Origin of the sequence: Pseudomonas citronellolis, assembly GCF_900112375.1 — a bacterium.
GTDB lineage: Bacteria > Pseudomonadota > Gammaproteobacteria > Pseudomonadales > Pseudomonadaceae > Pseudomonas > Pseudomonas citronellolis.
Map to the genome: position 1 here is coordinate 20,482 of NZ_FOLS01000001.1, position 13,661 is coordinate 34,142.

The 13,661-nt window shown below is 61.2% G+C and carries 10 protein-coding genes; all 10 read right to left on the reverse strand.

What is annotated here, in order from left to right; translation table 11 throughout:
- Positions 1 to 114: 114 nt before the first annotated feature.
- The 10 genes from BM060_RS00105 to BM060_RS32855 all read right to left on the reverse strand — a co-directional run bounded on the left by BM060_RS00105 (position 115) and on the right by BM060_RS32855 (position 13,627).
- Positions 115 to 1,566, reverse strand: coding sequence for a glycosyltransferase family 4 protein (locus tag BM060_RS00105; protein WP_083426693.1), 1,452 nt, complete (start codon positions 1,564 to 1,566; stop codon positions 115 to 117).
- Between the two features lie 9 nt (positions 1,567 to 1,575).
- Positions 1,576 to 2,304 (reverse strand): glycosyltransferase family 2 protein, encoded by a 729-nt coding sequence (locus BM060_RS00110; RefSeq protein WP_074976194.1) that lies wholly within the window; start codon positions 2,302 to 2,304, stop codon positions 1,576 to 1,578.
- 4 nt (positions 2,305 to 2,308) lie between these two features.
- The gene (locus BM060_RS00115) at positions 2,309 to 3,100 is read right to left on the reverse strand and encodes a glycosyltransferase (protein WP_159458807.1); all 792 of its coding nucleotides are present in this window, start codon (positions 3,098 to 3,100) and stop codon (positions 2,309 to 2,311) included.
- Positions 3,090 to 4,808 (reverse strand): GT-B fold glycosyltransferase domain-containing protein, encoded by a 1,719-nt coding sequence (locus tag BM060_RS00120; RefSeq protein ID WP_083426694.1) that lies wholly within the window; start codon positions 4,806 to 4,808, stop codon positions 3,090 to 3,092. Before BM060_RS00120 ends, BM060_RS00115 begins: the two co-directional genes overlap by 11 nt.
- The gene (locus BM060_RS00125) at positions 4,805 to 6,028 is read right to left on the reverse strand and encodes an ABC transporter ATP-binding protein (RefSeq protein WP_074976197.1); all 1,224 of its coding nucleotides are present in this window, start codon (positions 6,026 to 6,028) and stop codon (positions 4,805 to 4,807) included. The genes BM060_RS00120 and BM060_RS00125 overlap by 4 nt, the downstream gene beginning before the upstream one ends.
- Positions 6,029 to 6,070: 42 nt before the next feature.
- Positions 6,071 to 7,228, reverse strand: a complete 1,158-nt coding sequence (locus tag BM060_RS00130; RefSeq protein ID WP_366520695.1) for a glycosyltransferase family 4 protein — start codon at positions 7,226 to 7,228, stop codon at positions 6,071 to 6,073.
- Complete coding sequence (gene galE / locus BM060_RS00135; RefSeq protein ID WP_074976201.1) at positions 7,225 to 8,232, reverse strand: UDP-glucose 4-epimerase GalE; 1,008 nt, start codon at positions 8,230 to 8,232, stop codon at positions 7,225 to 7,227. Before galE ends, BM060_RS00130 begins: the two co-directional genes overlap by 4 nt.
- A gap of 92 nt (positions 8,233 to 8,324) precedes the next feature.
- Positions 8,325 to 10,142, reverse strand: a complete 1,818-nt coding sequence (locus BM060_RS00140; protein WP_074976203.1) for a hypothetical protein — start codon at positions 10,140 to 10,142, stop codon at positions 8,325 to 8,327.
- Between the two features lie 700 nt (positions 10,143 to 10,842).
- Positions 10,843 to 13,155, reverse strand: a complete 2,313-nt coding sequence (locus tag BM060_RS00145) for a type II secretion system protein GspD (protein ID WP_074976205.1) — start codon at positions 13,153 to 13,155, stop codon at positions 10,843 to 10,845.
- A complete protein-coding gene (locus BM060_RS32855) occupies positions 13,139 to 13,627 on the reverse strand; it encodes a hypothetical protein (RefSeq protein WP_169720922.1) in 489 nt (162 codons plus the stop codon). The genes BM060_RS00145 and BM060_RS32855 overlap by 17 nt, the downstream gene beginning before the upstream one ends.
- Positions 13,628 to 13,661 lie beyond the last annotated feature (34 nt).

The following is a 13,661-nucleotide window of genomic DNA, read 5'->3' on the forward strand; positions in this document are numbered from 1 at the left end:
GAGCAGAGTCCGGCCCGGATTTCCCGCTACTCGCCGGAGCACGGGCCGACACAGGAACCAAAGCCATGCTCCTCCGGAACGAAGTGCCTGCGCTATCGACACGATGGGCGACACTCACCCGACCGGCTGTAATGCGGCGCATGTCGGCAAGTATCCCGGCACGGCGGAGACTTGCTGCTCAAAAGCGGACCAATTGTGCCGCCCACGCATCAGGGCCTGGGCACAGGCCACTTTCCTTTCGGCCTGCTGCCGATCTTCCAGTACCGTCCTGATCCTCTCGGCGAATGCGAGCGGCCCGGCAGTGGCATCGAGAGGATAACCACTATCTTCGTTGACCAACTCCGCTATACCGCCAACCGTTGGTGCGACTATGGGAAGGCCCGCGGCAGTGGCCTCGAGCAGGACATTCGGTAGACCGTCGTAGGCGGATGTATAGAGGAAGACTCCATAATCACTCTCCTGGGCGATGGTCGCAAAACTGTCGAAGCGGCCAGCCAGGGAAATATTCGGTAGAGCTCTCAGGCGTTGCAATACATCTCTATCGTAGGCGGGGTCGGCTTCGCCATGGACATCGAAGCGCACCTCCGGCAAGGCCCTGGCGATTTCGTAAAGCAACTCGGGACGCTTCTGCGCAGCCAGGCGCCCTGCCCACAACACCTTCCTACCGTCCCTGGGCGTGCTGGCCATATTGCCAACGAATGGGAAATACAGGGTATGCAGACGTTCCCGCGGCAGACCGTCACGCCGCTGTATAAGATTGAGGAAACACAGGTTGTCGGTGAAGATACCTGTCAGGTGCATCCAGGCCTTCGGCAAGAATTCCGTGGCATAGCCACAACGCACGCCATTGCGGTCGACATCATCACAATAGACGCTGGCAAACAGGCGTTTGCCGCTACTCACCAATGGCTTGCCGAACCGCTCGAACAATTGCCAGCCCAGCAACGAATTGATCAGATGCAGCGTGCAGGCCGGACTCTGCAGCAACAACCGCAGCAGAACCAGTTCGCGATCCTCGGGACTGGCATGCCGCGTCAGTTGCCCGAACTCGACCACCCTGGCCTCGACTGGTAAACGATTAACCCAAGGCGACAGGACGTCCCGTGTCAGCACGACCGTTACCCGAAGCCCCTGCTCCACACAAAGGTTGACATGGTGCAACGTGCCCAGGTCGGCCCCTCCGCGCATCATATGGGGAATGATGAAGATCATCTGGGGACGGCTGTCGACGAAATCAGACGCTAACGCCCGGTAGAGCGCGGCAGCGTGAGGATCCTCGCCTGGCTGCCAGGAACGGAAACGACCGAGCAGCTCATCGCTGGGGTACAGCGCCGGCTCGATATTCGACAGTTCGCGCAATTCCTCGACTATCCACTGCGGCAGCGCTACCGGTGCATCGTCCCGGGCCACCACGGCCTCCGGGAAATAGCGATGCCTGAGACGACGGCAGAACACCACGAAGCCTTGCAGCTGTCGTTCACTCAGGAAGCGCCGCAGCAGTGCGAACAACCATCCATAAGCACGCCAGGCGAACCATACGAGAAGCTTCTTGAGACGTACGGACATCAAAACCTCTTACTTCCAGAGTCCATCGGCGAAGAATGGTCCCGGACGAACGATGACCTGCTGTCGCAGGCCGGTGTTCTGCCGGGAGCCAGCCGGCTTGCGCCGGTAGAACAGCGCTGTCTGCGGTGCCGTGGTATGGCAGGCTCCCGCAGCCAACGCAGCAAGGCTCCAGTCCCAGTCTTCGTAACCGAAGCCGGTCCTGGCCATGTTTGCCTCCCGATACGGGCAACGCAGGAACAGCTCCCGGGAGGCGAACACTGTCGAGGCCCACAGGTGGTGCTTGAAGCAGGTATCCAGGCTTCCTTCCCCAGAGAGTTGATCGCTCTGCCGGGACAATTCCCAGGACTCACCGAAAGTCAGCAGATAATCGGTATGCACGACCACCTCGCCCGGCTGCGCTGCTATGACGCTCAACGCCGCAGTGATCCAGTTCGCCGAGCAATAGTCATCGCCATCGAGAATGCCGATCAGCTCTCCGTCTGCCTCGGAGATCCCTGCATTACGCGCCAGGCCAGGATCTCCCAAGCCTACTTCGATGATGCGATCGGTCGAACGCACGGCAGGATGCTCGCGGACCACCCGCAGCGTGAGCGGATCGGCATGATCCAGTACCGCCAGCAACTGCACCTCGTGCCCGAACGACTCGGCATGGCGGCGAAGGCGTTCGAAACCGGATAGCGACCAATGGCCCAGAGTGCGCTCGCCATGAAAGGTCATTACCACACAGGACTTGGGCATGACTTCAACGAACCTCTGGCGGGCGACTGGAAAAGAAGGCGCCCGGCCTGAGTACACTGGCCATCCCCTCGCACAGAGAGGGGAACGTCTCGGGCATTCCACGACAAAAGGCCGCGGTACCCACGGCCAAAGTATGCAGTCGGCCGGAAGCGATGATCTCCACCCCCCAGTGCCAGTCCGGAAAAGCGAACCCAGTCTGCTCGGTGGCCACCGGCTGGTAGGGAACGGCCTCGAACACATCGCGGCGGGCAAAGACCGTGGCGCCCCACGGATAATGCTTGAAGCAGTTCTCCGGGTTGTAGGTATCCACCAATTGGTCGATGCAGCGCGTGTAGGAGAACACCTGCCCGTGATGCAGGAGATATTCGGGGTGTACGACCACCTGGCCTCCACAACGCCGCATCACGCCCAGCGCCTCTATCAACCAGTTGGCACTGCAATAGCTGTCGCCATCGAATATGCCCAAGAACTCTCCATCCGCCAGGCATACGCCGGCATTGCGCGCCTGGGACAAGTCGCCGTGCTCGACCTCCAGCAGCCGATCCGTCGACAGCAACGCCGGATGCTCGCCGACTATCCGCCGGGTATTTCCGTCAGGACGGTCGAGGACTACCACCAGTTGCACCAACAGGCCATGGAATGCAGCCCATCGGCGCATGCGCTGAAATGACCAGAGGCTCCATTGGGCCCGTATGCCTTCTCTATGGAACACACCCACCAGACTGATCTCCGGCAGTGCGGAAACTGTCCCATGCACCTTGGAGCCCTTTGTATCGGAAGAGCGTTCAAAGCACATATCGCAGACTCTCGGCAACATCGCTCACCACGGCCGCGACCAGATCACGCTCGCGCTCGTCCATCTCGTCACCGAGGCAAGGCAACGGAACCAGTTCAGGCAAAGGTGCGCTGCCCAACAGGCAGTCAACCATGTCGGACGGCTTGCTGATCAAATCCTCGTATCGCGTCCAGCGCAGGTGTGCCTCCATCTCCAGCAGCTGGCAAGCGAGATAGCGCCACCATAGCGCCCGGCGCACAGGTAGGTAGTCGCAAGCCATGACCTCCCGGAGCATCTTGCGCTGCCAACCGCTCAATCCGGGATCGTCCGGATGACCAATCGGTTGTGTCTGCACCGCCGCCGTGCGCAGGTGCTCGAAGGTCCGCTTCCAGGAAGACAGGCTGTCGTAGGGATGACGGATGAGCGCGATGCAAGTGGCGTCGGGCATAGCCCGGAGCAGGCCCGGCAGACGTGACAGGTAGGCCAGGGTATTCTTGGTACCCAGGGTGAAGGACGCGCCCTGGAGTTGCACGCTATAGGGCTGCCGACGGTCGCCCTCACGGGCGGTGTCGTCTACCAGGCGCCCCTCCACGTGCTTGTTCGGCACGGACAGCCCCGCCAGCAGATCACGGCGTAGTTCGCCATACAGCCGTGGTATGCCCCACGGGGTAGCACCAGCCGTCAGCACAGGAAATACTTCAGCGGGCTCATTGATGATCACGGTATCCCGACGTTCCGATAGCAGCCGGCACAGGTGGCTGGTACCGCTGCGCGGCAGGCCGGTGATCAATAGGTCACGCCCGTCGCACTCCAGAGACTGACCTGTGCCCAACCCAGCGAACCAGGCGGGAGAATATGCCTGGACATCCACAGATTGCCGGAGCACCTCGGTCAGTTCGGGGAAACGCTGCTGGAGCCCGTGCAGGTCCCGCAGCAATTCAGGCTCGCGAGCCAGCACCGGCAGATCGTGATAGTGGCAGAGGAAGGGCCTGCTGCCCGGCTTGCGCAAAGGTTTCAGGTGCAACGGAAAGTTGTAGCGCTCATCGAGCGAGCGTGTCCGCATCTGCGATTGCGCTAGGGCGATCGGCAGCGCCAACTGGTCCAGCCAGGGCCATTTGTGCTCGACTTCCGGCGCCTCGGCGAGGAGTTTGGCCACCCGTAGCCAGCAAGCGGCAAACCGCTCGGCATCGCGTACCCAGATGAATCCGGCGTTGAAATATCCGGGCATGACCTCCTGGCCATGACTGGTGAGCACCCGCACTTCCGGGAGATCGAGCCCCAACACTCCGTACAGTTGCCTCCAATAGCCATCATCGGTGGGCACCAAGGCCACGTCCGCCGGTTTCAGGGCCGCATCGGCCTGGCGAAGCGTATCGATATCAGGGACGTGCAGGCAGTACATATCCGAATCGAGAAACAGGGTATGCCCATACCCCTCCCCCAAGGCCAGGGCGGCGAACTTGTTACCTATGGGGTATTCGGGGCCGAAAGGGTTCTCGATTTCTCGCAGAGGGATGGCAAGGCGGTTGTACAGGCTGCGCGAGGCCTGACTGAGAGCCCCCCAGGACGACGCGGGAGTGGCCAGGGCAGCCAGTATCGGGACACTTTCTCCAAACCGGGCTCTCAAAGAGGTCGCCAGCAATGCGGCCTTGTACTCGAGTATCCCGCCATGCGTAACGAAAACTACGCAGAAATCGGAAGAGGGGCGATCAGGGAATGACTGGGTCATGATGCGTGGGGCAACTCGAAGGAACCGTGCAGGTTGACCACGGCATCGAAACGCTTGATGGGGTTGTTGATCCGGAAAATCGCGGCGTTCACCTGCTTGTCCAGCAGTTCGCAAAGCTCATCCGTCAACGCATCGTCCAGACGCACGGTCAGGGCATAGTCGCCAGCCTGCAGATCGCCAGCGAAGCTGATACGGGCATGCACGAGTCCATCCTCACCCACCGGCAGCTCGATACCCTGGTGCGCATTATTGAACGCGTAGAGGTTGTATCCGCGCAGGTCACGAAGGACCACAGTGATCCTGGGCCTCGACACCGCTTGGAACAGCCTGGCCACCACCTCGACAACGATTCGTTCGCCGCTGTCGAACGCTTGACGCCACTCTCCGGCGACTCCCAGGCGCAGTTGCAGAATCCGCCCCTTGGCATTGCCGAACGCCATGCCCTCGAGGCCAAGAGGAAGAGAGGTATCGTCCTCTCCTCCTTCTGCTGATGCCGCTCCGGCCTGGCTATCGCGCTGATAGAGTTCGCAAGCCGTTTCGCAATCGCCATCGAATGCAACCAGGCCATCCTTCAGGTAGACAGCCCGACTGCAATAGCCCTTGATCAATTGCGCATCATGGGACACCAGCAATATCGTGACGCCTCGAGCCAGCAGTGCATCCAGCCTACCAAGGCACTTGAACTGGAAAGCGGCATCGCCGACGGCAAGGGCCTCGTCGATGATCAGCACGTCGGCATCGACATGGGCATTGAGTGCGAAGGCCAGGCGGACATACATGCCGCTCGAATAGGTCTTGACCGGCTGATCGATGAATTCGCCTATGTCCGCGAAAGCGATGATCGCCTCCAGTTTCCCGGCTATCTCGTCCTTCGTCATGCCCAGCAACATGGCATTGAAGATTACGTTGTTCCTTCCGGTTTCCTCCGGATCGAACCCCATCCCCAACTCCAGCAAAGCGGCCACCCGGCCATGGACCTGCGCCCTGCCCCGGGATGGACGCAAGGTCCCTGCGATGATCTGCAGCAAGGTCGACTTTCCGGAACCATTGCGACCGATGATGCCAACGACCTCTCCCGCCGCTACTTGTAGTGATAGGTCGCGCAAGGCCCAGAACTCGCGATGAAAACTGAAGCGGTTGCCCAAAAGCGCCTGCAAGAAACGCTTGCCGGAGCTGTCGAACAGATGGAAACACTTCCCAAGTCCGGAAACCTGGATCATGGGGCGTTGCGCAACATTCATCTCGCTACCATTGGCCGGCCATTACATGCTCGCCAGCACTTTCCTGTTGATTTCACGAACGTCATAACGTGCTTCGGCGATACGCCGACTCTCCCTTCCCATCCGCAGGATGAGCTGGGGGTCATGGATGAAACGAGCCATCGCCTGCGTCAGGGCCTTGGGGCTGCGGATCGGCACGAGAAAACCGTTGACGCCATCGACGATGCTTTCCCGGCAGCCCACCCAGTCAGTGGTGATCACGGGACGCCCCAGCGCCATTGCTTCCTGGATGCAGCGGGGAATGCCTTCGCGGTAATAGGAAGGCAGCACCAGGACGCTGGATTCGTTCATCCACCCCCGCACATCCCTCACCCAGCCGACCCAGCGTACCGAACCCTCCTCACTCCAGCGGTGGATTTCCTCTTGCCGGATGGAGTCCGGGTTCACGTCCGTGTCGCCAAGAACGATGCATTCAATCTCGGGGTGCTCGGCCTTCAGCGAGCGGGCGGCCTCGACGAAGTCCTGGATACCTTTCTGCTGCAGAAGGCGACCGACGAAGATGAAAACGACCGGACTCACCGGCGGCCGCGAGGGTAGGAAATGCGTTAAATCCAGACCGATGCCCGGCAACAGCACGACCTTCTCCGCCGCCACCAGGCCTCCATGCACGAAGAGTGCGTAGTCATCGCCATTGAGCAGGAAAACCCGCCGGGATGACTTCAGGGTGAGGCGATAGAGCCCCCGTACGAGGCCACGCAACATCCCCCTGGCAGGGCTCGATGCACCCACGTCAGAAAAGACGTAGCCCGCGCCCTCGATCATCGAGTAGATGATGCGAACCCCGGCCAACCTGGCGGCCAGCCCGCCAAGGATCACCGGCATGGGGAAGTAGCTGAAAACGGCATCGACTCTGAAGGAACGAAGCCGCCACGCCGTTTTCACGATCGCCCACAATGCGACGAACGGGTTCATGCCGCTGCGCCCGATGTAGCCCTCGACCGGCATTGCGCCCAACTGGCGAATCTGCCTTCTGCTATGTTCGTCATGGTCGGGAGCGAAGGCATAGACCTCCACGCCCCTGGCGACCATGTCGCGAATCAGTTCGCCGCGAAAATTGACGATCGAGAAAGCCTGGTTGGAAACCAGCGCCAGCCGCCGGAAGCCAAGGTTGCACGCACCAGGCTGGCCTGAAAGCATCATGTTTCCAGGCCCGACGTCTGCCAACGCCAGACATCGGCCACTATCTGCCCGATGTCCTTGCGGGACTTCCAGCCCAGCTCTCGCTCGACCTTGGCGACATCCGCCCAGCTTTCCGCGATATCTCCCGGGCGACGGTCACGAACCTCGTAGGGTATCGGCTTGCCGCATGCCGCTTCGAACGCCCTCAGGACCTCCAGAACCGAATATCCCCGGCCTACCCCCATGTTCCAAACACGGACGCCGGCATGCCGGAGGAGATAATCCAGGGCCTGCACATGTCCCTGGGCCAGGTCGCAAACATGCACATAGTCGCGTACCCCCGTACCATCTGCCGTGGGGTAGTCATTTCCATATATCCCCACGACCGGCTGCTGGCCCACAGCGACACGGCCAACGATGGGCAGCAGGTTGTTCGGCTGGCCTTTGGGGTTTTCGCCGATCAGGCCGCTGGCATGCGCGCCAGCGGGGTTGAAATAGCGCAGTATCGCTACCGCCCAGCGCGGATCGGTGGCGGCGAAGTCCTTGATCACTTCCTCGGCGAAGAACTTGCTTCGGCCATAGGGGTTGACCGCACGCCCCGCCGGATGCGTCTCGGCAACAGGAGCGCTTTCGGGGTCGCCATACACAGTGGCGGACGAACTGAAAACCAGGCGATAAATTCCCGCCTCCGCCATCGCCTCCAGCAACGCCAGGATGCCGCCGACATTGGTGGAGTAATAATCCAGCGGCAGCCTTACGCTTTCCGCCACGGACTTCAGCCCAGCCAGATGGATAACGGCATCGATGGCGTGCTCGGCGAAAAGCTCCCGAAGCAGGGAGATATCCCGAACGTCCCCCTTCACGAAACACAGGGGCTTGCCGGCCAGGACTTCTATTTTGTCGAGAATGGCCAGGGAGCTGTTGGCCAGGTTGTCCAGGACAACGACATCGGCCCCCCATTCCAGCAAGTGAACGACCACGTGGGAGCCAATGAAACCTACCCCGCCTGTCACCAACACTTTCATCGCAACACCAGTGAAAACGTCATGCCTCGAAAAGCAAAAGTGAAGAGGCGGTTCACACCGCCTCTCCACAACCTCATGGCCTGGGCCAGAGATCAGTTGCGGTTGTTGCCACCGCGATGGTTGACAGTGGAGGACGGACCGGAGTCGCCATTGAAGTTGCCCTGGGTGGTGGAGGTCATGTTCACCAGGGTGCCGTTCGGCGTACGGATCAGACCGAGCGCCTCACAGGTGGGGAACTCGCCTTCCAGCACCAGGCGGGCACGGCCACCCACACCGTTCCAGTCGGCACCGTTGACACCGAAGGCGGAAGCGACCTGATCCACGCTGTAAACACCGGTTTCGTGGGCCTGGAGAGCCTCCTTGCCGCTCTGGTCGACGATGTAGGCGCTGCCGACTTCCGGATAGCGCTTGCCGTTCTGGTCGAACAGCACGCCGCGGACCTTGCCGTCGCGACCGCTGTCGCTGGTATTGGTCAGGCGGATGAAGAACGCATCGGCGTTGTTGGCGGCCGGCAGGTTGAACAGGCTGGCAACGCAACTGCTCTTCCAGAAGTGGTCGATCTCGCCACCGTTGATCACCCGGTCGACATAGCGGACGTTACCGAAGTCGATGCTCAGCGGACCTACGACGAAGCTCTGCTGGGCAATCATGGGGTCGGCGCCGTTGGACTTCACACAGATGTTGTAGGTCTGGTTGACGTCGTCATTCACCAGTTCCATCGGCAGCTTGGTCGTGCCACTAGACCCCGGCTTGGGCTTGAGAACCTCACCGGTCCAGGTGTGGGCGACCTGGTCGGCGGCGGCAGTGCCGTTGGCGTACGCCTGGCAGTTGGCAGTGGTCAGAGCCACGGATTCGAGGCCGCCGAAGTTGCCGCTGATGTAGCTGTGAAGCTTGTCACTGCCGTTGAAGCCGAACACGTTGCGACCGTCTTCGTTGAGTACGTCCTGGTTGACACCAAGACGCACGCTGCCCAGACGGGCGTAGTTGGCGCCGTAGTTGTTCGCGTCAGTTACATCCGGCTGTACGGAGACCGAAGTGTCGAAGCTCTTGTCCTGGTTGGCCAGGTCCAGCGAGTGGAGAACCCGGTACTGCCCCCAGACGTTGGTATTAAGGACATCCCAATAGACTGCCGGCAGGGAGGTGAATACCATCAGCGGCGGAGCAGAATCGTTGTTCTTCGCATCACCGCCGTTCGGGCCGGTGGTGGTGTCCAGCTGGGCGGAAACGGTGACGTTGAAACGGCGCTCGTTCAGCGGATCGTCCAGCATGCTGACGTTGGACTGGCTCAGGAAGGTCGCGTCACCCTGCAGGGCGGCGCGCAGGCGATCGACCCGCCCGGGCTGCTCGTTGGAGGTGTTGTTGGTGCGGAAGTTGAAGTGGACGATGGAGCTACCAACAGTCGCGCTCGCGATCTCCGCGGCACCGGCGGCATCCAGCGTCAGGCTCAGGGTGTTGACGCCGGTGCCGCTGGTGATGGCGAAACCTACGCCGGCGGCCAACGTACCGATCTGGATCTGGTTGGGGGTGATCGTATTGGCGAATTGCGCCACGGTACGATCCAGGGTCAGCTTGATGGTATGGCCGGCTGCGACGTTGGGGGCCTTGGCCAGGTCGATGGCGTACTTGAGGTCGGGAAGGTCGAACTGGGTGGTTTCGGAGAGGTTGCCGAAGACCTCCTGGGCAATGGTGATGTTGGCGGCGCGGCTGCCGTAGTTGGCCCCGGTCTCGATACTCACGCCCTCCTTGTAGTTCGACTGGCCCGGAGCATATTGATCAGCGGCCCCCGGAGAGTTCTCGAGAATGGTCCCGTTGGAACTCTGGCCAACGACGATGCTGACCACACCGGCATTGGCCGCGCCCGCGAACATGGCAGAGACAATAGCCGCGCTCAGCAGTGTTCTTTTCAACATTTTTCAAGCTCCTAACTTTTTCTAGTATTTCCATCCAGCCGAACGACTGGGTTGCCGACGGCAAATTACATACGGGCCATATATACCCAAAGTAGAAAGGCCATATCGGGCTCCACTCCAGGAACGGTTCGCCGCTCCCTGGCCAGCCGCTCCGGGCCAGTCAGAACTGGGAAAACTGCCTATAGCCATATGACTTACTTCGCACCATCCCACTACTTACAGCCATATCTGACTGAATATTGGAACAGCGCAAGCCAACACAAAATTCAGCATCAGCTTCAGGCAGCGTTATATATTCGGAACTTCCTCAAAAACAACGGGCCACACCCCGCAAACCCCCAAATAGCAAAAATATGGAAAATGCCTACAGGGCAAGAAATTAAAATCCTAAGAAAATTCGAAACTTTATATTCAGCAATTTCAACAATCCTCTCCGCTAACCGAAACAGCGCCGAAGTTGCAACCATTGTGCGATGCAATGGAAGCAGCCCTTTCCCCACGCTGTAGGAAGAGGGTTATGGAAGAAGGACGAGGCCAATTGGCGGTGGGGGGTGAGAATGCGATGCGGGGTCTGCAGCCCGAATCGAAGCATCGCGGCAAAAGGGGCCCCGCCCCTGCGGAGTCCCCTCGGAATGCCAAATGAGAGGGAGGGCAAGCGCTCATGGATGACCAGCTCTGCCCGTCCGAAGATGCCGCCTGGCTACAGGCGGCGGCATTCAGCCAAGGACTTCTCGCAACCGAGCGCCGGCTCAATCATCCGACGAAGTTTCTCAGTGACCTCTCTGGCCTCTTCCGCTCCGTCGATGACGTAAGGCTGGATAAGCATCACCACCTCATCCTTGGAGGTGTTCCGGGTCTGTTTGCCGAACAGATATCCCAGAACCGGCAGGTTCTTAAGCCAGGGGACACCGTCATTGCTGTCCGCTTCATTCTCGTTGATCAACCCCCCCATGAAAATGGAGCCGCCACTCTGCAGGGTCAGCGAAGTTTCCAACGAGGTACGCTTGATCGGGGGAGAAGAAATATCGCCACCTTCGCTACCAGAAGACCCAGTTCCACCGCCATCGCTGACTTCCTGGCTGACAGTCAGGTCCACCCGGTTGTTCGAATAGACGACAGGAGAGACGTTGAGGATGACGCCGGTCGAACGATAAGAGATGGACTGCAGGAGGTTGGAGTTCCCGCCGGTATTGCTGCCGTCGGTTTGCCGCCCGGTCACGACCGGAATGTCGGTACCGACATTGATGTTGGCCTGTTCTCCGCTTTTCACCAGAATCCGTGGGGTGGCGAGGATCCGAGTCCGCTTGTCACTTGCCAACGCGGTCAGTGTCGCCTTCGTGCCACCGGCCGTATTGATCAGGTATTTGAAGCCCTCTCTCCCTGCAGATATTTCACGAGAGAACTTGGAGCCGGAATTCGCCGCCCCACTCAGCAAGGACCATTCCAGGCCCGCCTCTTGGTTGTCGCTCAGCGTCACACTGGCGACAGTCACCTCGATCAACACCTGGCGCGCCGGCTTGTCCAGTTGCCGCAGCAGCGTCTGCATCTGCTGCCAGACCCTGGCCGGGCCTCGGAACAGGATGGCGTTGCGGTTCTCGTCCTCGACTATGGTGCCGCTGCCCGACACACCAGCCGCCAGGCTATCCATCAGGCTGCTACTGCCGCCCGACAACAAGGCCTGAGCCCCGGCAAGGCGGACAAGCGGAGCGACACCGGACTGGCCGCCACCCATGTCGCCGCTGCCACGTCCCGACGCCGAGCGTGACGGTACGGCATTGTTGCCAGAGGCCGCTGCGGCCCGGCTCGAAGCGCTGCTGCCCAAGCCCGGCGTCAACCCGTAGGCACCACTGCCCGCCGGACCGGAAACCAGCGCCCGCAGCGAGCGAGCCACTTCGGTGGCGCGGGTGTTACGCACTTCGTAGAAGAACAATCCCTCGCTTTCCGCCCCAGCCCCGGCGGAATCCACCGCGCTGGCCAGGGGGACGCGATCCACCTGCCCGGCCCAGTCTCGGGCCAGCTCCAGCAGCGAACGCTGGCTGGAGAACACGATCAGGCCATTGGAGCTTTCCAGCGGCACCAGCACGACGCTGCCGGAGGCCTCACCGATGCCAACGCTGTAACCCTGGGCCTCGAGCAGAGTCTTCAGTTGTTTGGCCATCTCCGCAGATGTGATGAATGCCGGGTCGATGCGCAAGCTGTGCTGCCCCCGCATGAACGGCTGGTCGAGCAGCCGCACGGCCTGCACCGCCTGCTTGACCAGGGATGCCATCCCCTTGAGCATCAGGCCGCCGCGCGGATTGTCCGCAGAGGCCGACAGCCCGGATTTGTCGTATGCATTGTTCAACCAGGGAATCACGTCCTTGGGATCGACGTTGTGCAAGGGTATGAACTGGAACACGGGCCGGTAGGCGTTGGGCACATCAGGAAGCGCTTCGCCGCTGACGAGGATCGGCGGCTCCTCGGGGCTCAGGCCGATCTGCTTGACCTGGAAGCGCAGGATGCCACCTTGCTTGACGATCTCTACGCCGTAATTGGCCATGACCTGCGAGGCGATGTCATAGACCGTCTGCCGGGTCTGCGCCTGCTCCAGGCGCAGGGTGACCCGGTCGTTGCGTTTCTTCAGGTTGTCGTCGATCTCGAACGACAACGCCAGCAGGTTACCGAAGACTTCGTTGATGAAGCCCGGCAGGGCGACGTCTTCGACGCTCACCTGCAGGTCGGCGTTCTTGTCATCGAGCACCAGGCGATCAGCCTTGTCCACCAGCCCACCCACAGGCCCGGCGGGAGGTGCTGGCGTCAGGCTCACCTGCGGCCCCGCCGATTGCTGCGGGCGCTGCACCGTTCCCTCGGCCCCCTCCTGCGGCATGTTCTCCTCCATGGCCTGGCGCGGCTCCAGCAAGGGCGCGGGCAATTGCAGTTGCGTCGTACCACAGCCTCCCAGCAGTCCCAGACAGATCGCGAGCAACAGCGGGTGCCGGGGAAAGGCCGCAAGGGCGTCATTCGAGGGGGGCATAGAGTTTCCTTTCAAAGTCCTGTGTTGCGCCATCCTCGGACAGCGAGAAACGAATGCCCTGCCCTGCGATCCGTTCGAGGCGTTCGCCTCCCGGTAGCTGGTCGCCCGGGGCATAGCGCAACAGCGGCGCGGCGGCATCCTTGGCGATCAGGGCGAAACGCTGTCCGCCCTCGGCGACCACACCGCGAAACAGCCATTGGACCTTGACCCGGGCCACGCCCTGCTCGTCCAGGCTGATGCGCGCCGAGTGTGCTTTCTCGGCCTCCTCCCTGGCGCTCCCCCACCAGGACATGCCAGCAATCTGCGCCGGGATGCTGGCATTGCGAGAGACAGGCCGGACCTCCGGTAGCCGCCACTGCGCAGTCTCAGCCGGAGCCTCGAGTATGGCTGCCCGTGGCTGCCAGAGCAGCGCCAGCAGGACGCCGCCGGCAAGCGCCGCCCAGGCCAATCGGAAGGGAAAGGAGGAAGTCATAGGAAACCGATGAATCGATACCGCTAGGGAAAGG